General features: G+C 71.9%; 21 protein-coding genes and 1 pseudogene. 12 read left to right on the top strand and 10 right to left on the bottom strand.

The annotated features are described in order from the left end of the window. Window positions 1–12: 12 nt before the first annotated feature. The 4 genes from FB157_RS16250 (at window position 13) to FB157_RS16235 (ending at window position 2,255) form a co-directional block, all read left to right on the top strand. A complete protein-coding gene (locus FB157_RS16250; RefSeq protein ID WP_145880247.1) occupies window positions 13–402 on the top strand; it encodes a cupin domain-containing protein in 390 nt (129 codons plus the stop codon). 41 nt (window positions 403–443) lie between these two features. Continuing rightward, window positions 444–1,028, top strand: coding sequence for a DUF4865 family protein (locus FB157_RS16245; protein WP_145880245.1), 585 nt, complete (start codon window positions 444–446; stop codon window positions 1,026–1,028). 2 nt (window positions 1,029–1,030) lie between these two features. Further along, window positions 1,031–1,942 carry a phosphotriesterase gene (locus tag FB157_RS16240; RefSeq protein WP_145880243.1) on the top strand — a complete coding sequence of 304 codons (912 nt, stop codon included), beginning with the start codon at window positions 1,031–1,033 and terminating at the stop codon, window positions 1,940–1,942. Window positions 1,943–2,060: 118 nt separating this feature from the next. Next, window positions 2,061–2,255, top strand: a complete 195-nt coding sequence (locus FB157_RS16235; protein WP_145880241.1) for a DUF1272 domain-containing protein — start codon at window positions 2,061–2,063, stop codon at window positions 2,253–2,255. A 10-nt stretch (window positions 2,256–2,265) separates the two neighbouring features. Here the strand turns inward: FB157_RS16235 and FB157_RS16230 are convergent, their stop codons facing one another. Beyond that, window positions 2,266–3,561, bottom strand: coding sequence for a phosphatase PAP2 family protein (locus FB157_RS16230; protein WP_145880239.1), 1,296 nt, complete (start codon window positions 3,559–3,561; stop codon window positions 2,266–2,268). A gap of 187 nt (window positions 3,562–3,748) precedes the next feature. Between FB157_RS16230 and FB157_RS16225 the strand changes: the two genes are divergently transcribed. Continuing rightward, window positions 3,749–4,414 (top strand): serine/arginine repetitive matrix protein 2, encoded by a 666-nt coding sequence (locus FB157_RS16225; protein ID WP_145880237.1) that lies wholly within the window; start codon window positions 3,749–3,751, stop codon window positions 4,412–4,414. Between the two features lie 94 nt (window positions 4,415–4,508). Continuing rightward, window positions 4,509–4,719, top strand: a pseudogene (locus FB157_RS16220) (IS5/IS1182 family transposase); the annotation flags it as partial. Between the two features lie 72 nt (window positions 4,720–4,791). Here the strand turns inward: FB157_RS16220 and FB157_RS16215 are convergent. The 3 genes from FB157_RS16215 to FB157_RS16205 form a co-directional block, all read right to left on the bottom strand. Beyond that, window positions 4,792–5,259, bottom strand: a complete 468-nt coding sequence (locus FB157_RS16215) for a hypothetical protein (RefSeq protein WP_145880235.1) — start codon at window positions 5,257–5,259, stop codon at window positions 4,792–4,794. 83 nt (window positions 5,260–5,342) lie between these two features. Next, window positions 5,343–6,590 carry an ROK family protein gene (locus FB157_RS16210; protein ID WP_145880233.1) on the bottom strand — a complete coding sequence of 416 codons (1,248 nt, stop codon included), beginning with the start codon at window positions 6,588–6,590 and terminating at the stop codon, window positions 5,343–5,345. Window positions 6,591–6,637: 47 nt separating this feature from the next. Continuing rightward, the gene (locus tag FB157_RS16205) at window positions 6,638–7,288 is read right to left on the bottom strand and encodes an alpha-ketoglutarate-dependent dioxygenase AlkB (protein ID WP_145880232.1); all 651 of its coding nucleotides are present in this window, start codon (window positions 7,286–7,288) and stop codon (window positions 6,638–6,640) included. Between the two features lie 78 nt (window positions 7,289–7,366). Here FB157_RS16205 and FB157_RS16200 point away from each other — a divergent pair, with 78 nt between their 5' ends. After that, window positions 7,367–8,503, top strand: coding sequence for a methyltransferase (locus FB157_RS16200; protein ID WP_145880435.1), 1,137 nt, complete (start codon window positions 7,367–7,369; stop codon window positions 8,501–8,503). Window positions 8,504–8,837: 334 nt separating this feature from the next. On the opposite strand, the gene FB157_RS16190 is transcribed toward FB157_RS16200, so the two are convergent. Together FB157_RS16190 and FB157_RS16185 are read right to left on the bottom strand one after the other, a co-directional pair. Continuing rightward, entirely contained in the window at window positions 8,838–9,698 is an 861-nt protein-coding gene (locus FB157_RS16190; protein WP_145880229.1) for a class II fructose-bisphosphate aldolase, read from the bottom strand. 25 nt (window positions 9,699–9,723) lie between these two features. Beyond that, on the bottom strand, window positions 9,724–10,605 hold the full coding sequence (locus tag FB157_RS16185; protein WP_145880227.1) for an SIS domain-containing protein: 882 nt from the start codon (window positions 10,603–10,605) through the stop codon (window positions 9,724–9,726). Window positions 10,606–10,728: 123 nt separating this feature from the next. On the opposite strand from FB157_RS16185, the gene FB157_RS16180 reads away from it, so the two are divergent. After that, the gene (locus FB157_RS16180) at window positions 10,729–11,508 is read left to right on the top strand and encodes a DeoR/GlpR family DNA-binding transcription regulator (protein WP_145880225.1); all 780 of its coding nucleotides are present in this window, start codon (window positions 10,729–10,731) and stop codon (window positions 11,506–11,508) included. A gap of 1 nt (window position 11,509) precedes the next feature. Here the strand turns inward: FB157_RS16180 and FB157_RS16175 are convergent, their stop codons facing one another. Together FB157_RS16175 and FB157_RS16170 are read right to left on the bottom strand one after the other, a co-directional pair. Further along, window positions 11,510–11,905 (bottom strand): luciferase family protein, encoded by a 396-nt coding sequence (locus tag FB157_RS16175; protein WP_186581535.1) that lies wholly within the window; start codon window positions 11,903–11,905, stop codon window positions 11,510–11,512. A gap of 256 nt (window positions 11,906–12,161) precedes the next feature. Next, window positions 12,162–12,878 carry a DUF899 domain-containing protein gene (locus tag FB157_RS16170; RefSeq protein ID WP_186581534.1) on the bottom strand — a complete coding sequence of 239 codons (717 nt, stop codon included), beginning with the start codon at window positions 12,876–12,878 and terminating at the stop codon, window positions 12,162–12,164. A gap of 340 nt (window positions 12,879–13,218) precedes the next feature. Between FB157_RS16170 and helR the strand changes: the two genes are divergently transcribed. Together helR and FB157_RS16160 are read left to right on the top strand one after the other, a co-directional pair. Further along, the gene (gene helR / locus FB157_RS16165) at window positions 13,219–15,372 is read left to right on the top strand and encodes an RNA polymerase recycling motor ATPase HelR (RefSeq protein WP_145880222.1); all 2,154 of its coding nucleotides are present in this window, start codon (window positions 13,219–13,221) and stop codon (window positions 15,370–15,372) included. A gap of 209 nt (window positions 15,373–15,581) precedes the next feature. Continuing rightward, window positions 15,582–15,824, top strand: a complete 243-nt coding sequence (locus tag FB157_RS16160) for a hypothetical protein (RefSeq protein ID WP_186581533.1) — start codon at window positions 15,582–15,584, stop codon at window positions 15,822–15,824. 706 nt (window positions 15,825–16,530) lie between these two features. Here FB157_RS16160 and FB157_RS16155 read toward each other — a convergent pair. Beyond that, window positions 16,531–17,535 carry a LacI family DNA-binding transcriptional regulator gene (locus FB157_RS16155; protein WP_261386332.1) on the bottom strand — a complete coding sequence of 335 codons (1,005 nt, stop codon included), beginning with the start codon at window positions 17,533–17,535 and terminating at the stop codon, window positions 16,531–16,533. 119 nt (window positions 17,536–17,654) lie between these two features. On the opposite strand from FB157_RS16155, the gene FB157_RS16150 reads away from it, so the two are divergent. Then, entirely contained in the window at window positions 17,655–18,395 is a 741-nt protein-coding gene (locus tag FB157_RS16150; RefSeq protein ID WP_145880218.1) for a maleylpyruvate isomerase family mycothiol-dependent enzyme, read from the top strand. 7 nt (window positions 18,396–18,402) lie between these two features. Here the strand turns inward: FB157_RS16150 and FB157_RS16145 are convergent, their stop codons facing one another. After that, window positions 18,403–18,801, bottom strand: a complete 399-nt coding sequence (locus FB157_RS16145) for a MarR family winged helix-turn-helix transcriptional regulator (RefSeq protein WP_145880216.1) — start codon at window positions 18,799–18,801, stop codon at window positions 18,403–18,405. 85 nt (window positions 18,802–18,886) lie between these two features. On the opposite strand from FB157_RS16145, the gene FB157_RS16140 reads away from it, so the two are divergent. Further along, entirely contained in the window at window positions 18,887–20,377 is a 1,491-nt protein-coding gene (locus FB157_RS16140) for an MFS transporter (RefSeq protein ID WP_145880214.1), read from the top strand. Window positions 20,378–20,431 lie beyond the last annotated feature (54 nt).

Raw genomic sequence — 20,431 nt, 5'->3', positions numbered from 1 at the left:
GACGCGATTTCCGTGCACATCACCAGACGCCGTCCGGAGAGCCTGCGGGGTCCGGCGGAGAACTTCACCGGCTCGGTGTGGCTGGACGAGGTGGCCGCCCCCGCCGCCCCCGCACGGCTGCGCATGTTCAACGTCCACTTCGCGCCCGGTGCGCACACCGCCTGGCACCGGCATCCGCACGGCCAGGTGCTGCACGTCCTGGAGGGCGAGGGACTGGTGCAGCGCAGGGGCGGTGCGGTGGAGGAGATCCGGGCGGGCGACACGGTGTGGATCGAGCCGGGCGAGTGGCACTGGCACGGTGCCGCGCCGCGCACCTTCATGAGCCACCTCGCGGTCGTGGAGGCCGCGGTGGACGGCACCACGACCGAGTGGCACGAGCACGTGAGCGAGTACCCCGCCTGAGAGAGGCGACCGACTACCCCGCCCGAGAAGGGAACCACGACATGCACGCCATGCAGTACGAGTTCACCCTGCCCGCGGACTACGACATGGGCATCGTCCGCTCCCGCGTGGCCCGTGTCGCGCATCGGCTGGACGACTGGGACGGCCTCGGCATCAAGACGTACCTGCTGCGCGAGCGCGGGGTGCACGGATCGCCGGTGAACCAGTACGGGCCTTTCTACCTCTGGAACACGATGGAGGGCATGAACCGCTTCCTCTGGGGCGGCGCGTTCCAGGGACCGGTCGACGACTTCGGGCGGCCGAAGACACGGCAGTGGACGGGCCTGGCCTTCGAGGAGGGCGCGGCCGCCGGCTCCCCCGCCGCGTTCGCCGTGCGGCGGCGCGGGCCGGTGCCGGACGGTGTGGAGCTGGCCGCGTTCATGGCGGACGCGGCCGGCGAGACCGGGCGGCTGGCCGCGGCGGACGGCGCGGTGCTGGCGGCTGCCGCCGTGGACACACGCGCATGGGAGGTGGTCCATTTCTCGCTCTGGGAGCATGACGCGCCCAAGGCCGAGGGCGAGGTGTTCGAGGTGCTGCACCTGTCGGCGCCCGGGCGGGGCGCCCTGCCGCGCGGGCGGCAGTGGTGAGTGTGACGAGTACGGTCCGTACGGTCCTCGGTGACATCCGCCCCGGGGAGCTGGGCGTGTGCGACGCGCACGACCATCTCTTCCTGCGCAGCCCGCAGTTGCCGGGCCAGGAGCTGGACGATCTCTCCTCCGCGCGGGCCGAGCTGACGGCGTTCCGGGCGGCGGGCGGAGACGCGGTCGTGCAGTGGACGCCGTACGGCATGGGCCGGCGGACCGCGGACCTGCCGGGGCTGTCCCGGGCCACGGGTGTGCATCTGGTCTGCGCGACGGGACTGCACCAGGCCGCGCACTACGCCCCGGAATCGCTCGACAGGCTGAACGGCTCACTGGCCGAGCTGTTCGTCACCGAGCTGACGGAGGGCATCGGCGGCTCGGGGGTCCGGGCCGGGCTGATCAAGGTGGCGGGCGGCTTCCACGGCCTCGACGCGCACGCCCGCCGGACGATGACCGCGGCGGCCGAGGCCCACCACGCCACCGGTGCGCCGATCGCCGTCCACCTGGAGCTGGGCACCGGCGCGCTGGACGTGCTCGACCTGCTGTGCGGCGAGTCGGGCGTGCCCGGGCACCGGGTGATCCTCGGGCACCTGAACCGCTCCCCCGACCCGGTGGTGCAACGGCAGGCCGCCGAGTCGGGCTGCTGGCTGGCCTTCGACGGGCCCTCCCGTGCCCATCACGCCACCGACTGGCGGATGCCCGAGGCGGTCCTTGCCCTCGCCGAGGCCGGGTACGGGGACCGGCTGCTGCTCGGCGGTGACACGGTGATCGCCGGGGCACGGTCGGTGGACGGCGGGCCCGGCATGTCGTACCTGCTGCGCCGGGTGCGGCCGCGGCTGGCGGAGGCACTGGGCGCGGAGCTGGTGCACCGCATCCTCGGCGAGCACCCGGGGCAGGCGTTCGCGGTCGACTGGACGTGACCGGGCGTGGCCCGATCATGTCGATTCCTGTCCCTCGGGAGGGTTCCGGCGCCGACGCCCGTCCGGAGGATGGGAGTCGGCACACCGCCGCCCCGCCGCCCGAGGAGACGAGACCGCCATGGCCCTGGAGATGCGCGACCGCTGCGAGCGCTGCGAGATGACCGAGCTGCCCGCGGACGGCCCTGCCCGCATCTGCTCCTACGAGTGCACGTTCTGCGTGGCGTGCGGCGAGGCGATGGGGCAGGTCTGTCCCAACTGCGACGGGGAACTGGTGGCGAGGCCCCGGCGGGTGGCCGTCGCCCCGCGGCTCTGAGCCACGCCTCTCACACCAGTTCGGGTTGCGGTTCCGGTCGAGGCGCCGCTGCGGCTTCCGGTTCCCACAGTCTCGTGGTGCGTACGTAGCCGTAGACCACGGAGAGCATCGCCAGAACGAGAAGCGGTCCGCACACCCACGGAAGGCCGGCCATTTCCGTCGGCAGACAGCGGTACGACACCAGGAGCGCGACGAAGACCGTCGCGCCGTGCGCGACCAGCCGGATTCCCGACCGCTCCCAGCCACGGTCGTGCGCGCGCAGAGCTGCCTCGATCGTGAGCGTGAACACCACGCCGGCGATGAGATCCGCGCCGTAGTGGTAGCCGAAGCCCAGCGTCGCACCGAGCGTGGCGATCAGCCAGAACGCTCCCGCGAAGCGCAGAATGCGCGGGCCCTTGCGGGAATGGATGAAGATCGCGGTGGCCCACGCCGTGTGCAGGCTGGGCATGCAGTTGCGGGGGGTGAGCTGGTCGAACGACATCGGGTGCGGCGCGTTGACCGGCGGCGTGTTGGGCCACAGGTCGGCCACCGCCCAGTGCAGGCCGCCCGTGCCGAAGGCGCCGGGACCGTAGGCGAAGACCGGCCCGACCACCGGGAAGATCATGTAGATGGCCGGCCCGACGAGGCCGATCGCCAGAAAGGTGCGCACCAGATGGTGGCGCGGGAAGCGGCGCTCGGCCGCCACATGACGCAGCTGGTACAGCGTGACGACGACCGCGGCCACCGCGAGCTGGATGTAGACGAAGTCGAGGACATGGGCGCCGATCGGGCCGGTGGCCCTGACGATCCGGCCCGCGATCCACGACGGGTCGCCCAGCGCGTGGTCGGCCGTCGCCACGTACTGGTCGAGCACCGTCGGGCGGGTCTTCGATGTGATGAGCAGCCAGGTGTCGCCGGTCTTGCGGCCGGCCACCAGCAGCAGGGCCAGCCCGACGCCCTTGAGCAGCAGGGCGCGCTCGTGGCCGGTGCGGCGCGTGACGGCGATGACCGCACAGCCCAGAATCACCCACAACGCGCCGTTGCCGAACGGGTGGCCGTCGGTCGCCCTGTCGCCGATCACCCACCGCACCAGAAAGAAGCCGACGTCGATGCCGATCGCGGCACCGGCAGCGATGACCCTCTCCCGCCGGGTGAGCACCACCATCATCAACGCCATGCTGGCGTACAGCAGCGGCCCCGACTTGGGGCGGAACACCACCTCTTGCACCTGGCTGGTGATCGGCCCGGGCAGGCCGTAGTGGCGGGCCGCGATCTCCAGGGTGATGAGGAATCCGAGCACTGCCACACCCGCCGCGGCCCACAGCATCGCCCGTGGTCGACGCCACGCGGCGGACTCAATTCTGGAGTTTTGTCTAGATATCAATTACTTGGCCGTTTTGTGAGATTTTGGTTAAGCAGGCGACAGGGGCGATCACCATAAGTTCGAACATGTTATCGGCGCGGGCGAGTTTCACCGGTCCCGGGTCACGGCACATCCCGTACGATGCGCTGTCGTGGCAATACAGAATCCCTGGGGAGCACCGTACGGCAGCCCGCAGCCGGCGCCGAACATCCCGGCAAAGGACTTGCGCCCGCGGCGCATCTGGTACCTGGTGGCTGCACTGCTCGGGGTGGTCCTGGCCGGTGTCGGCGTCGCCTTCATCGTGGTGACGGTGAAGAACACGGTGGACTCGGTCAACGCCGCCCGGAGCTTCTCCAGCGGAGACTCCCGGAGCTTCGACTTCGTCCACGGGAAGACCGAGGCGATCTACGTGTCCCAGTCCGGGCAGGGTCAGGTCGACTGCCGGATCCCGGGCATGGAGTCCGGGGCCATGACCCAGCCGGACAGCACCTTCCACGTCACCATCGGGTCCCGCACCTGGGAGCTCGCCTTCGAGGTGAATCCCACGAGCAGCGGCAAGTACACGGTCACGTGCACCTCGGACCAGCCGGCCGAGTTCGCGCTGGGAGACAAGCCCCGGGTGGGCGCCACCATCGGCGGCATCGCCGCGGGGGTCGTCTGCTTCCTCGCCGCGTTCGCCTCCTCCGTGACCATCGTCGTCGTCACCGCCGTCCGGCGCAGCCGCCACCGTCGACGACTCACCACGATGTGGGCCCCGCCGCCGCAGTGGGGCGCACCGCCCTACGGCCCCAACCCGGGGCCACCGCCCACTGTTTGAGCCGGCCGAGGGAGCGCTCGACGGCGTTGCACTGCTCGCCGGTGTCGCGGGTGACGACGAGGGCCGGCGCCGTCCCGGCCCTCGCGTCCAGAGCGTGTTCTCCACTGCCCGCCGGGCCCACCAGCATGCCGCCGGGGCCAAAAAAGGGGGCGCCGGACCGGGCCGAACCCGACGACCACGCGCTCGGACGCTCCCGCGGCGGCCTGAGCACGAAGGTCCACTCGGCCGGCGACAGTCACGCTCGCCCTCTGACGCTCCGCGTCACCGCAGGCCGGGCTGGCGACGCACCATCGTTCGAAGCAGTTGATGGCAGGCATCCGTGTTCCGCGAAACGGGATGGAAGGGCCCGGTGTGGCGCTGACCGGGCGGGAGGTCCATCAGCTGTCGTAGAAGAACAGCTCAAGATCCTCCATGGACCCTGGCCCGGTCAGGAAGCCCTCCGCCTGGGCGATCTCCTTCTCCGGTGGTCCCTGACGCTCTCGAAGAAACCGTGCCGCCCACTTCTCGCCCTGCTCGCCGATCGCGTAGATGCCGGACAGCAGTTCGGCCATACCCGCAGGGTGCTTCGGACTGCGTCCGACGACAGGCTGGAGCTCCCACCCCCCGGCTCGGGCGGCAAGCCGGAGTACCCCGGCCCAGTTGGCGATCCGCCCGATACGTACGTGCCACGAGTCCTCGGTGAACGGAGCCGGCCGGCCGCCGTGCAGGGGGTTGGTCGCGGCCACGATGTCCGCCACCACCTGCCGCTCCACGGGATCACGAACCCAGCGTCCCTCCTGTGCCTCCTCGATGGCGGCCGACCACCACTCCCATGCGCCGTCCAGCCGGGCCGTGAATGTATCCATCCCGACAGAATCCCACGCGTGCGGCCGTCAACCGCCAGGTGGAGGCCGATGCCCCAAGAACCGACGGATCGAAGAGGCACGCTCTAGGCGCCCCCGACCAGTGCCCCCAGCGGATCGTCCAGCACCGGCTGCCAGGCCAACTCCGCCGCGCCGACCAGGCTGTTGTGGTCCAGGGTGCAGGGCAGGATGGGGACGCCGCCGCTCTGGCCCCACAGGCTGCGGTCGGCGACGACCGCGCGCAGCCGTTCGGGGTCGGCGTCGAGCAGGGTGCGGTGCAGGCCGCCGAGGATGATGCGGTCGGGGTTGAGGATGTTGACCAGACCGGCCAGACCCAGGCCCAGGCGGTCGATCAGGGCCTCGGCCGCGACGCGGACGGTCGGGTCGGCGTACTGGGTGCGGAGCAGGTCGTTGGCCTGCTGGAGCAGGGAGACCTCGGGACCCGGATCGCGGCCCGCCTCCAGCAGGAAGGCCAGCGGGTCCGCCTCGACGTCCAGGCAGCCCCGGCCTCCGCAGTGGCAGGGGCGGCCCTCCGGGTTGACCGTGAGGTGACCGACCTCCAGGGCCAGGCCCGAACTGCCCGTGTGGAGGCGGCCGTCGAGGACCAGTGCACCGCCGACGCCCCGGTGCCCGGTGGCCACGCACAGCAGGTCCCGTGCGCCCCGGCCCGCGCCGTGCCGGTGTTCGGCGAGCGCGGCGAGGTTGACGTCGTTGCCCGCGAAGGCGGGGCCGGTGATGCCCGCGGCGCGGACGCACTCGTCGAAGATCCGGCGGACCGGTGCGCCCACCGGCCAGGCCAGGTGGAGGGGGTTGAGGGCCAGGCCGTCGGGTTCGGCGACAGCGGAGGGGACCGCGAGTCCGGCGCCGACGCAGCGGCGGCCCGTCGTACGGAGGAGTTCCGCGCCGGCCTCCACCACGGAGCCCAGCACCTTCGCCGGGTCGGCGTCGACGGTCTCGCAGCCCGGCGCGGTCGCCACGATCCGTCCGCCGATGCCGACCAGCGCGGCCCGGAACCCGTCGGCGTGGACCTGCGCGGCCAGTGCGACCGGGCCGTCCTCGGCGACCTCCAGCCGGTGCGAGGGGCGGCCCTGGCCACCGGCAGCCGCGCCCGGCCGGGCGTCGACCCGGATCAGCCCGAGCGCCTCCAGCTCCGCGGCCACGGCTCCGGCCGTCGCCCGGGTGACCCCGAGTTCGGCGGTGAGCACGGCCCGGGTCGGTGCCCGCCCTGTGTGCACGAGCTCCAGCGCGGGTCCGAGCGCTCCGCGCCCCCGGTCCAGCCGCACCCTCGAGGTGGTCCCTTCCCCCGCCGTCCGGGGGTCCGCCTTGCCGCTCATGAGGTGAGTCTCCCATGATCCGCAGCTGTCGGGGCCGGTGCGGCGATCTACAGCCCGCTCACCCGCAGGGTGATGTTCAGCCGCCCGGCGAGACCCAGTTCCGGCGGCGCCGAACCGGGATGCACGCGGGGCACGCCGTGGTGGGCGAGCCGGGCGGGCCCGCCGAAGACGAACAGGTCGCCGCTGCGCAGCTCCACGTCGGTGTACGGCTTCGTACGGGTCTGCGTGTTGCCGAAGCGGAAGACGCAGGTGTCGCCGAGGCTCAGCGACACCACCGGCGCACCGGACCTCTCGTCGGCGTCACGGTGCATGCCCATGCGGGCGGTGCCGTCGTAGAAGTTGATCAGCGCGATGTCGTACGGCTCGGCCGGGACCGCCTGCGGGCCGAGCGCGTCGGCCACCGCGTGGCGGCCCAGCTCGTCCAGCCAGGCCGGGAACGGCTTCACGGGGGCGCCGTCGCCGTCGACGACCGTGCGGGCGTAGGCGTACGGGTACCAGTGCCAGCCCAGGCAGACCTGCCGGGCGGTCATCGTGCCGCCCCCGGGCGTACGGACCGTGCGCAGCCCGGCCGGGGGGCGCGCCCAGTCACGGCAGGCGGTCAGCAGCGCGCGCTGCCGCTCGGCGTCGAGCCAGTGCGGGACGTGCACGGCGCCCGGTGCGACCTCGGCCCGCTCCCGCGGAAACAGTTCCACGTCCATGCGCTCCATCCTGCCTGAGCCCCGCCCGACCGGCCCTGAGCTGCGGCTCGGCTAGCCTGGGGAGCGATGAACGACCGTATGACGACTCCGTGGGGCGAGTTCGAGCTGTCCCGCTTCCCCGAGGACCCCCGCGACCGGCTGCGAGCCTGGGACGCCTCCGACGCGTACCTCCTGCGGCACCTGGCCGAGGAGGGAGTGCCGATCACGGGCACGGTCGTGGTGGTCGGCGACCGCTGGGGCGCACTCGTGACGGCGCTCGCGCGGCACCGGCCGACGCAGATCACTGACTCCTTCCTGAGCCAGGAGGCGACCCGGGCGAACCTGGCCCGGGCCGGGGTCGAGCCCGGTGCCGTGGGCCTGCTCACCACGCAGGACCCGCCGCCGGAGCGGGTGGACGTGCTGCTGGTGCGCGTGCCGAAGAGCCTGGCGCTGCTGGAGGACCAGCTGCTGCGGCTCGCTCCCGCGGTGCACGCGGGTACGGTGGTCGTCGGCACCGGGATGGTGAAGGAGATCCACACCTCCACGCTGCAGCTGTTCGAGCGGATCCTGGGGCCGACCCGGACCTCTCTCGCGCGGCAGAAGGCCCGGCTGATCTTCTGCACCCCGGACCCGGCCCTGGAGCGGCCCGCGAACCGGTGGCCGTACAGTTACGCGCTCCCGGAGGGTGTCGGCGCGGTCTCCGGGCGGACGGTCGTCAACCACGCGGGCGTCTTCTGTGCCGACCGGCTCGACATCGGCACGCGGTTCTTCCTGGAGCATCTGCCGGCCGGGACGCGCGGTGCGCGCGTGGTGGACCTCGGCTGTGGCAACGGTGTGGTCGGTACGGCGGTGGCGGTGGCCGATCCGCAGGCAGAAGTGCTGTTCGTGGACGAGTCGTTCCAGGCCGTTGCCTCGGCGGAGGCGACGTACAAGGCCAACGGGGTGCCCGGGCACGCCGAGTTCCGGGTCGGGGACGGGCTGGCCGGGGTGGCGCCCGGCAGTGTGGACCTCGTGCTGAACAACCCGCCGTTCCACTCGCACCAGGCGACGACCGACGCGACGGCGTGGCGGATGTTCGCCGGGGCGAAGCGGGCGCTGCGCCCCGGCGGTGAACTGTGGGTGATCGGCAACCGGCACCTGGGCTACCACGTCACGCTGAAGCGGCTGTTCGGGAACAGCCGGCTGGTGGCGAGCGACCCCAAGTTCGTGGTGCTGAAGGCCGTCAAGCGGGGCTAGGTCCTGTCGTCAAATTCCCGTCGTCGCCCGAAGGGCGGCCTCGCGGCGTCTGGTGCGTGCTCTCGGCGTGCCGGGCGGAAGTCCTCGTACTGGACGTACTTGGGCTTTCGCCCGGTGCGGCGAGAGTGCGTGCCAGGCGTCGTGGGGCAGACGGGAATTTGACGACAGGGCCTAGGGGGTTTCGTTCGGGTCAGGTCGGATCAGGCCGCGGCGTCCGGTGCGGTGCACGCAAGGCGGAGGACCACCCGCGTACTGGGCGTACCCGGGTGGTCCGACAACGCGGCGAGGTGCCGTGCCGGGCGTCGCGGACCCGGGCTGAACCGAACGAAACTCCCTAGCGCCGGGCCCGGCCGAGGACGCCGATGATGCGGGCGACCTCCCGGGCCATCGCCTCCCTGCCCACGCTGAGGTACTTGCGTGAGTCGACGGCCTCCGGGTGGGCGGCGAGGAAGGACCGGATGGCGCCGGTCATGGCCGCGTTGAGGGCGGTGCCGACGTTGACCTTGGCGATGCCGCCCGCGACGGCGGCGACCAGGCCCTCGTCGGGCACGCCCGAGGACCCGTGCAGGACCAGCGGGACGGTCAGCGCGGCGGAGAGCCGCTGCAGGAGGCCGTGGTCGAGGGCTGCGGTGCGGGTGGTCATGGCGTGCACACTGCCGACGGCCACGGCGAGGGCGTCGACCTCGGTGCCGTTGACGAAGTCGCCCGCCTGGTCGGGATCGGTACGGGCGCCGGGCGCGTGGGCGTCCAGCGGAGGGCGGCCGTCCTTGCCGCCGACCTGCCCCAGCTCGGCCTCGATCCACAGCCCTTGGGCGTGCGCCCAGTCGGCGGCGGCCCGGGTCGCGGCGAGGTTCCCGGCGTAGGGCAGGCGGGCGGCGTCGTACATCACCGAGCTGAACCCGGCGTCGGGCGCCTGGCGCAGCAGGTCGTCGCTCTGCACATGGTCGAGGTGCAACGCGACGGGAATGTCGGCGCGTTCGGCGGCGGCGACGGCGGCGCGGGCGAGCGGCAGGAGCCGTCCGTAACGGAACTTGACGGCGTTCTCGCTGACTTGGAGGACCACGGGTGCGCCGGCTGACTCGGCGCCCGCGATGACGGCCTCGACGTGTTCCAGAGTGATGATGTTGAAGGCGGCGACGGCGGAGCGGGCTTCGGCGGCACGGCCGACCAGCTCGCCGGTGGTCGCGAGGGGCACGGCTTGACTCCCTTCCGGGCGCGGGTCAGTCGGCGAGGATCACCGAGCGGGTGAGGTGGCGCGGCCGGTCGGGGTCGAGGCCGCGGTGGGCGGCGACGGCCACCGCGAGGCGCTGGACGCGGACGAGTTCGGCGAGCGGGTCGAGCACTGCCTCGACCCAGAGGGCTCCCGTGCCGCGCACCTGCGCGGCGAGTCCGGCGGGAGCTTCGTCGAGCATCCAGGTCGCGGTGCCCTCGGTGGTGACGCTGATCGGGCCGTGCCGGTACTCCATCGCCGGGTAGGCCTCGGTCCAGGACAGGGAGGCCTCCCGCATCTTCAGGCCTGCCTCGTTCGCGAGCCCGACGGTCCAGCCGCGGCCCAGGAAGGTGAACTGGGTGCAGTCCACGAGCCCTTCGGGCAGGGAAGAGGTGAGGGCGGTACGGGCGTCGGCGACGACGGCGTCGGTGTGCAGGCCGAGGTGGGCGCGCAGAAGGGTGAGGGCGGTGGTGGCGAACCGGGTCTGGACGACGGAGCGTTCGTCGGCGAAGTCCAGCACGACGAGGTCGTCCGCGGCCGTCGTCACGGGGGTGGCGGGGTCGGCGGTGAGGGCCGTCGTCCGCGTACGGCCCCTCAACCGCCCGAGCAGCTCGAGGACTTCGGTGGTGGTACCGGAGCGGGTGAGGGCGACGACCCGGTCGTACGACCGCCCGAGCGGGAACTCGGAGGCGGCGAACGCGTCCGTCTCCCCCTGCCCCGCGGCCTCGCGCAGGGCGGCCACCGCCTGCGCCATGAAGTACGACGTCCCGCACCCGACGACGGCGACCCGCTCCCCCGCGCTCGGCAGCGCTCCGGCGTGCCGCCCCGCCTCCTCGGCCGCCCGTATCCAGCACTCGGGCTGGCTGTTCAGCTCGTCCTCGACATGGCTCATGCCGCACCCTCCCCTTGCTGATTGTTCTTGCAAGATATAGCGAGCTTTCGAGCACAATCAAGCATTCGAGCGCAGGCGGGGGTGCGCTAGGGTCGCCGGAGAGACGGAGAACGGAGGCCGCGGATGTCCCGGGACGCCCGCTGGAAGGCGCTGTTGGAACTGCTCGTCGAGCGCGGCCGGCTGGAGGTCGAGGAGGCGGCTGCCGAACTGGAGGTGTCGGCGGCGACGATCCGCCGGGACTTCGACCAGCTCGCCGAGCAGCAGATGCTGGTGCGCACCCGGGGCGGAGCGGTGGTGCACGGGGTGTCGTACGAACTGCCCCTGCGCTACAAGACGGCCCGCCGCGCCTCCGAGAAGCAGCGGATCGCCAAGGCGGTGGCGGATCTCGTGGCGCCGGGCGAGGCGGTGGGGCTGACCGGCGGCACGACCACCACGGAGGTGGCCCGCGCGCTGGCCGTGCGCGGCGACCTCGGCACCGGCTCACCGGCGCTGACCATCGTCACGAACGCCCTCAACATCGCCAACGAGCTCGCGGTGCGACCGCAGTTCAAGATCGTGGTGACCGGTGGGGTCGCGCGCCCGCAGTCGTACGAACTCATCGGCCCGCTCGCGGACGGCGTGCTCGGTCAGATCACGCTCGACGTCGCCGTCCTCGGTGTGGTCGCGTTCGACGTCACGCACGGCGCGGCGGCACACGACGAGGCGGAGGCGGCGATCAACCGGCTGCTGTGCGAGCGCGCCGAGCGGGTGATCGTGGCCGCGGACTCCAGCAAGCTCGGCCAGCGGGCGTTCGCTCGTATCTGCGCGGCGGAACTGGTGGACACGCTCGTCACCGACACGGCGGTGGGGCAGGACACCGTGCGCCGCTTCGAGGAGGCGGGCATCCGCGTCCTCGCGGTGTGAGTCAGAAGCCGCTGCGGTCGGCGCTCACGAACCCCGCGCCGCGCTGGTCGTTGCAGCCGGCCGCCGCCCGGTCGACCGGGTCGGGCCAGGCCTCCTGGGCCTGGAGCGCCATGCTCACGAGGGTCAGCAGCAGGTCGACGTCGCTCGCGGCGTCGAGCCTGAGGGTCACCCACTGCGAGCCCGGCACGATCCTGATGGCGCCCGTGTGTTTCAGGTCCCGGGCGAACCGCCGGATGGCCCGGGCGGTCAGCCGTAGATCGACATCACGGTCGGAGTGGAAGTGGGCGATCTCGCCCTGGGCCGAACACACGGCCTGTCCCAGACCGCAGCTCGGGACGGCCGGTCTCAGGTCCGGCCAGGTCGCCAGTTGCGCGAGCGCGCGCGAGGCCAACGTCATGGGCCCATCATGGCCTGCTCACCCGCCCGCAACCAGCTCGTGAGCAGGCATTAACCGACCTGTTTCCATGACCGATTCGGACACGCCCGGACGTGCCCGCATCGCGAACAGCGCCTGCCGGACACCTGGTTGACCCCGTCGGACCGCACGCGGAGCTGGAAATCATCCCTGGTCAGAGGTGCTTCCGGGGCAGACTGCACCTATCGAATTCGGTATGACAAACAACCTCACGTGTGACGAACCCGTGCGCCTGTTCTCATTCTTCGGAATCTCGGCGGGTGATGGCCCGCCACTCCGGCGCCTGCTCGGGGGCGCCGTAGTTGTCGTGCCAGTTCCACCATTCGTACGGCGGGGTCTGGGGGTAGCCCTCGGGCGAGTCCTCCCAGGTCTCCTGCCGGCCGAGCGCGGTCATGTCGAGATAGCTCCAGGTGCTCCCCATCGCCTCGTCACCACGGGAGTTGATGAAGTAGGTGCGGAACACGTCGTCGCCGGCGTGGATGAACGCGTTCGTGCCGTGCCACTCGTCCACACCGAAGTCGGCGTCGAAGCCGTCGGTCAGCGAGTACCAGGGAATCGTCCAGCCCATCCGCTCCTTGACCCTCGCGATGTCCGGCTGGGGTGCGCGCGAGACGAAGACAAGAGTGGTGTCGCGGGCGTTCAGATGAGCCAGGTTGCCCACGTGGTCGGCCACCATGGAGCAGCCACGGCAGGCGTGCTCCGGCCAGCCGAACACGCCGGGCTCGAAGAAGGCACGGTAGACGATCAGCTGACGGCGGCCGGCGAACAGGCCGAGCAGACCCGCCGAGCCGTCGGGTCCGTCGAACTCGTACTTCTTCTCCACGGCCGTCCACGGCATCCGCCGGCGCCTGGCGGCCAGTGCGTCACGGGCACGGGTCAGCTGCTTCTCCTCCACCAGCAGCTGCCGGCGCGCGGCCTCCCACTCTTCCGGCGAGACGATCGGAGGTGTCTTCATGGTGGCGTTCACCTTCCAGGGGTGACCGGGCGCCACTGCACGCCCCGTCTCTCCAGGGTCGAACGCCACCGACGCGTTCGCATCTCCGGCACGGTGAAGGCGGCGAGGTGAGGACTCTGCGTCTCGCGGCCGGGCCTGTCCATCCGCGGCGGGAGGAAGGCGAGGAGGAACACCCACTCCTTGCCACTCTCAACGTATAGCGCACCGGGGGGCTTGCGGCAAGGCCCCGGCCTCGGCGCAGAATCGCTGGCCGAGGCCACAACCTGCAGAAACGGGAGATTCACAGAGTATGTGTGCTTTTGCCGAGACCGGAGCTGGTGCCGAGGTCGGAGCTGGTGCCATGAACCCCCTGACCACCAGCGCTTTCGACCTTCCCGACCGGCTCGCCCCCAAGGCCGACCCGACGCTGATCGCCGGCGACGAGCAGCACTTCACGGCCATCTCGGAGAGTCTCGGACAGGCCATCGCCGAACTGTCCGACCAGCTCGACGACTTGCGCAGGGCGCCCGGCGGCAAGGGCCGGCAGGCGCTGGACCGGGACCTGGAGATCCACCGGCTGACCGCGCGCCTGCGCACCCTGCGCCGCTTCGGGATGGACCTGTGCCTCGGACGCATCGTCAGCGCGGACACCCCCGAACCCGTGTACATCGGACGACTCGGGCTCACCGACAGTGCGGGCCGCCGGCTGCTGCTCGACTGGCGCTCCCCCGCGGCCGAGCCGTTCTTCGCGGCGACCCACGCCGACCCGATGGGGCTGGCGAGCCGCCGCAGGTATCGCTGGACCGGCGGCCGGGTCGGCGACTACTGGGACGAGGTGTTCACCGCCGACGGGCTCGAAGGGCATGCCGCGCTCGACGACCAGTCGGCCTTCATCGCGAGCCTGGGCAGCACCCGGTCCGCCCGGATGCGGGACGTGCTCGCCACCATCCAGGCCGACCAGGACGCGATCATCAGGGCGGGCTCCCGCGGCACCCTGGTCGTCGACGGCGGTCCGGGTACGGGGAAGACCGTGGTCGCTCTGCACCGCACTGCACACCTCCTCTACTCCGACCCTCGCCTCGGTCACCGTCGCGGCGGTGTGCTCTTCGTCGGTCCGCACCAGCCGTATCTGAACTACGTCGCCGACGTCCTGCCCAGCCTCGGTGAGGAGGGGGTGCAGACCTGCACCGTGCGGGACCTGGTCACCGAGGGAGCCGGAGCGGCGGTCGAGACCGACCCGGACGTGGCACGGCTGAAGTCGTCCGCGGACATGGTGAAGGCCGTCGAGAAGGCCGTCAGGTTCTACGAGGAACCACCCGGGGAGGGGATGACGGTCACCACCGACTGGGCCGACGTCCGGCTGAGCGCGGAGGACTGGGCCGAGGCGTTCGAAGCAGGCGGAGCGGGTACCGCCCACAACGAGGCGCGTGAGCGGATCTTCGACGAGCTGGTCTCGATCCTGCTGGACAGGCTCGGCCGCGAGGACGTCACGCCCGACCAGCTCCGCACGGTGCTGCGGCGCGACAGGGAACTGGTCACCACCCTCCACCGGGCCTGGCCGCTGCTCGAAGCGGCCGACCTGGTCGGGGACTTGTGGTCGGTGCCCGCCTACCTGCGCATGTGCGCGCCCTGGCTCGGCCCCGACGACGTACGCAAGCTGCAGCGCAAGGACGCACCCCGGGCCTGGACGGTGTCCGACCTGCCGCTCCTGGACGCCGCACGGCAGCGGCTCGGGGACCCGGAGGCGGCGCGGCGCAAGCGTCGGCACGAAGCCGCCCTCGCCGCCCAGCGCGAACGCATGGCCCAGGTCGTCGACAACCTGATCGCGGCCGATGACGACGGCGAAGGCCTCATGACCCAGCTGCGCCGGGAGGACTTCCGGCGCAATCTGGTCGACGAGTCCGAGCTGCCCGACCACGACCCGGACCTGCTCGCGGGACCGTTCGCGCACATCGTCGTCGACGAGGCCCAGGAACTGACCGACGCGGAGTGGCAGATGCTGCTGCTGCGCTGCCCGTCCCGGAGCTTCACCGTCGTCGGGGACCGCGCGCAGGCCAGGCACGGGTTCACGGAGTCGTGGCGGGAACGGCTCGAACGCATCGGACTCGACCGGATCGACGTGGCGTCCCTGGGCATCAACTACCGCACTCCGGAGGAGGTCATGGCCGAGGCCGAGCCGGTCGTCCGGGCCGCGCTCCCGGACGCGAACGTGCCGGTCTCCGTCCGCAGCACCGGCGTTCCCGTCACCCATGGATCCGTCGCGGACCTGGACCCGGTCCTCGGTGCCTGGCTCGCCGAGCACGCCGACGGGATCGCCTGCGTCATCGGCGATCCCACGTTCCGGGAGACGTCCCGGGTCCGGTCGCTCACCCCGGAGCTGTCGAAGGGCCTCGAGTTCGACCTGGTCGTCCTCGTTGATCCCGGGAAGTTCGGCGAGGGCATCGAAGGAGCGGTGGACCGCTACGTCGCGATGACCCGGGCGACCCAGCGACTCGTCGTCCTCACCAGCTCCTGACGTCGGCCGCGGAGGCGGGCATGCGGTGCGACGTGAAGACAGCCTCCGAGGTCGGCCGTGCCGCCCTGGCCCGGCCGCTGTGCCTCGAGGGGTGCCGGGCCCTCCTCCGACCATGGACCGGCACCCCACCCACCTGCGTTTATGTCGCGAACGAACAAAACCCGGACGCCCAGCGCGAACACACCGCGGAGCGCGCTTAGTATCCGGTCATGGCAGACATCTCGGACGAATTGATCAGGCTGGAATGTTTCGCCGAAGAGGAGCGGGCCAGACTGGCCGGCCTGACCGGCGACGAGTACGACGAGCAGTGGCGCCGCTGGCGCACGGCATCGGAGGCCGTGCAGGCGGCAATCACCGCGCACGCCGAAGCGACCGGGGCGAGCCGGTACGAGGTGGAACAGGCGGTGAAGTGTGCGGTGCGGCAGGCACAGGAGGATCCGGCCGTCGAGTAGTGCGCGCCATGCGCCCCCTGGTACCACCGTGCGCGGCCAGCGCTGTGAGGCGACTGTTTCGGTCGGCGGCGCCGGACTCGATAAGGGCGTGACGCCATGCGTGGGTCACGGACGGGGGAGGAACTGTGGCGCGCAGAAGGGCACTCGAAGGCGTACCCCATCGAGCAGTGGTCACGGAAGTCGCCAGGGACGTGATCGAGGAGATAGCCCGGGACGAGGTGCCGCTGTTCTCGGTGCTCAGCCAGGCGTACTTCGCCGATCCTCGACGGGCGGTGTCCGGGAAGGGGTCGCGGAAGTCGCCTCTCGGGTTCGGATCCGAGGCGGTCGAACTCATCCTGACGCCCGTCGTCCTGGCCGCCACGGCCAAGGCCGTCGAGTGCCTGGCCGAGATCCTGCTCAAGCGCACCACGGGGGAAGGCACCACCGCGGCCCTGCGGCGGATGTTCCGTGTCGGACCGCGCTCCCCGGACGGGCCCGGACCGGATGACTCCGCCGAGGGCACTTCCTCCGAATCCTCCGAAGCCGACGTCGAGGCCGAAACCGCCGTCGAAGCCGAGGCCGTCGCCGTCGCCGTCGCCGTCGAACTGCGGCAGGAGGACATCGAACGGCTTGCTCAGCGGCTGACATCTCGCGGCCGGACATCCTGCCGCCGTGGTTCAGCCGACCAGCACAGGCACGCTCGCCGGACAGCCGACCCGCATCCGCGTCAGATCGCCTCTCCCGTGCTCCCCCTGACCACCAGGCGCGGCGCCAGCACGACCTCGCGCGGCTCGTCGCGCCCCTCGTCGAGCCGCTCCACCGCCGCCCGGACCGCGTGCCGTGCCTGGTCCTCCGCGCTCTGGCTGACCGTCGTGAGGTCCACGAGACTCAGGCGGGAGAGCGCGTCGTCGTCGTAGCCGGCGACCGAGACCCGACCGGGGACGGCCACACCCGCGCGGGACAGGGCGGCGAGGACGCCGATGGCGCACTGGTCGTTGTAGGCCACGACGGCGGTGGGGAGTTCGCCCTCGTCGAGCAGCTGCCGGGCCGCGCGCTCACCGGACCGCTCGGTGCGGTCGCCGGACAGGATCCGGATGTGCTCGGCCAGGCCGTGCCGGCGCATGGCGTCCCGGTAGCCGCGCCGGCGGTCGGTGGCGATGACGCCCTTGCCGCCGTCGACGTGGGCGATGGAGCGGTGCCCGAGGGCGACCAGATGGCCGACGACCTGGCCGACTCCGTCGTCGTCCGCGGTGCGTACGACGTCGAGCTGTGCGCCGGGGATACGACGGCCCACGGCGATCACGGGCACCTTGCGGTGCAGGGCGGCGAGGGTGGCGGCGGGGTCGACCGGCCCGAGCAGGATGAGCGCCTCGCTGCGGAAGGCGAGCAGGGTCCCGACGGCGGTCCGCTCGTCGCGGGTACGGGTCTGGGTGCTCAGCACCAGGTCGTAGCCGAACTCCTCCGCCGCGGTGTGCAGATGCTCGACGAGTTCGGCGTGGAAGGGGCTGTGGACGTCGATCATGACGCCGAGCAGCCGGCTGCGTCTGCTGGCCAGCAGGCTGGCCGTGCGGTCGGCCTGGTAGCCGAGGTCGGCGGCGGCCGCCAGGACCCGCTGCCGGGTGCGCTCGCTCGGGCCGGGCACACCGCGCAGGACCAGGGACACCGAGGCGGTGGACAGACCTACCCGCGCCGCCACGTCCTCCAGCCGGGGGCGGGAACCTGCGTCGGCCACTGATCCTCCTGCTGCGACCCTTGGCATGTCGGCGAGACCGGTTCGACAGTACCAGCGCTTAAAACGCTTTAAGATACCGTCGGCACCTTCGAGCATGCTCCATCCGGCACACTCCCCCCATGGAGACTGCCGAATTCCTCGAGACCCTGGACCGGGAGGGCCGGCTGCTGGCTGCCGCGGCCGAGCTTGCGGGTACGGAGGCCAAGGTGCCGACCTGCCCGGAGTGGCAGGTCAAGGACCTGCTGCTGCACACGGGCGCCGTGCACCGCTGGGCCACGGCGTTCGTCGCCGACGCACACACCGCGCCTCGTCCCCTCACCGTCGGCCCGGACCTGGACGGCGCGGAGCTGGTGGCCTGGTACCGGGACAGCCACCGCCGGCTGGTGGAGACCCTGGCCGCCGCACCGGCCGACCTGGAGTGCTGGACCTTCCACCCGGCACCCTCCCCCTCACCGCTGGCGTTCTGGACCCGGCGGCAGGCGCACGAGACGGCCGTCCACCGTTACGACGCCGAGGCCGCACGGGGCGGTACGGCGTCGCCGATCGCCACTCGGTTCGCGACCGACGGCATCGACGAGCTGCTGCGCGGCTTCCACGCCCGCCCTCGCAGCCGGGTCCGTACGGAGCAGCCGCGCGTACTGCGGGTGCGGGCGGTGGACGCGGGTGCGGACGCGGTGTGGACCGTACGGCTGTCGGCGGAGCCGCCCGTGACCTCGCGGGACGGATCCGGCGAGGCGGAGGCCGAACTGGTGGGACCTGCCGACCAGTTGTACCTGGCTCTGTGGAACCGGAGGCCCGTACCGGGCGTGACGGGTGATCCCGCACTCGTCGCGCTGTGGCGGGAGAGGTCCGGGATCTGAGGTCCCGTCAGTCGACGTCCGCGAGCATCCGGGCCAGCACCGCGCGCTGCATCGGCCGCACCTCGCCGTGCAGCGCGCGCCCCTCGGCCGTGAGCGCCACGCGCACCCCGCGCCGGTCCTCGGGACACATGGCCCGCTCGACGAGGCCGTCCTTCTCCAGGCGGCCGATCAGCCGGGACAGCGCGCTCTGGCTCAGATGGACCCGTTCCGAGATCTCCTGGACGCGGTAGACGCAGCTGCCGTCCGCCGCCCCGCACTCGGCGAGCAGGTCGAGCACCTCGAAGTCGCTGGCGCACAGGCCGTGTCCGTGCAGGGTCCGGTCCAGCTCGCACTGGGTGCGGGCATGCAGCGCGAGGATGCCGCGCCACTGCTCCACGAGCTCCCGCTCAGCCCTGTTCGCCGCCATGGACGCACCGTAGCAGAGAAACAAGATTGTTGCATCGGAATTAAATGCATTTGCATTCGATGCATGCGCATGTAGTGTCGTCGGCATGACCTCTCCGCTCACCACCCCTGCGGCTCCGTCCCCGACGGTTCGCTGGACTCCCCGGCTGTGGGGCACCCTGCTGGTGCTGTGCGCCGCGATGTTCCTGGACGCGCTGGACGTGTCCATGGTCGGCGTCGCACTGCCGTCCATCGGCTCCGATCTCCATCTGTCCACGTCGACGCTGCAATGGATCGTCAGCGGCTACATCCTGGGCTACGGCGGCCTGCTCCTCCTCGGCGGCCGCACCGCCGACCTGCTCGGCCGGCGCCAGGTGTTCCTGGTCGCCCTCGGCATCTTCGCGCTCGCCTCACTGCTCGGCGGGCTCGTGGACTCGGGCCCGCTGCTGATCGCCAGCCGCTTCATCAAGGGCCTGAGCGCCGCCTTCACGGCGCCGGCGGGCCTGTCGATCATCACCACGACGTTCCCGGAGGGCCCGCTGCGCAACCGCGCGCTCTCCATCTACACCACGTGCGCCGCCACCGGCTTCTCGATGGGCCTGGTCCTCTCCGGTCTGCTCACCGAGGCGAGCTGGCGCTTCACCATGCTGCTGCCCGCGCCCATCGCGCTGATCGCGCTCGCCGCCGGCCTCAAGCTGCTGCCGCGCAGCGCACGCGAGAAGACCCATGCCGGCTACGACATCCCGGGCGCCGTCATCGGCACCGCGTCGATGCTGCTGCTGGTCTTCACGGTCGTCCAGGCGCCCGAGGCGGGCTGGGCCTCCGCCCGGACGCTGCTGTCCTTCCTGGCCGTCGCCGTCCTGCTGACCGCGTTCGTCCTGGTCGAGCGACGCTCGCCGAGCCCGCTCGTCCGGCTCGGGGTGCTGCGTTCGGGCAGCCAGGTCCGGGCCCAGCTCGGCGCGGTTGCCTTCTTCGGTTCGTACGTCGGGTTCCAGTTCCTGACGACCCTGTACATGCAGTCCCTGCTCGGCTGGTCCGCACTGCACACGGCGCTCGCCTTCCTGCCGGCGGGTGCGCTGGTGGCGGTGTCCTCGACGAAGGTCGGTGCGATCGTCGACCGGTTCGGCACCCCGCGGCTGATCGCGACCGGCTTCGCGCTGATGGTGGCCGGGTACGCGCTGTTCCTGCGCGTCGACCTGGACCCGGTGTACGCGGCCGTCATCCTGCCGTCGATGCTGCTGATCGGCGCGGCCTGCGCGCTGGTCTTCCCCTCGCTCAACATCCAGGCCACCAACGGGGTGGAGGACCACGAGCAGGGCATGGTCTCCGGGCTGCTCAACACCTCGGTGCAGGTGGGCGGGGCGATCTTCCTGGCCGTCGTGACGGCCGTGATGACCGCGGCCGCGCCGGCCGAGGCCACCCCGCAGGCCGTCCTCGACAGCTACCGCCCGGGCTTCATGGTCGTCACGGGCATCGCCGTGGCGGGCCTGCTGATCACGCTCACCGGGCTGCGCGGCCGTCCCGCCCGGCCGTCGATCGTGGTCGCCGGATCCACCGTGCGGGAGGCGGAAGCGGAGCGCGTGGCGGTCCGCGACTAGGGGGAACGCCTCCCAGCGTGCGCCCGGCGGGAGTTGGTTGTCCCGCCGGGCGCA

Source organism: Streptomyces sp. BK340 (assembly GCF_007827595.1).
GTDB lineage: Bacteria > Actinomycetota > Actinomycetes > Streptomycetales > Streptomycetaceae > Streptomyces.
The sequence above is the reverse complement of the archived record's forward strand: the minus strand, read 5'-3'. Positions and strand labels throughout refer to the sequence as shown.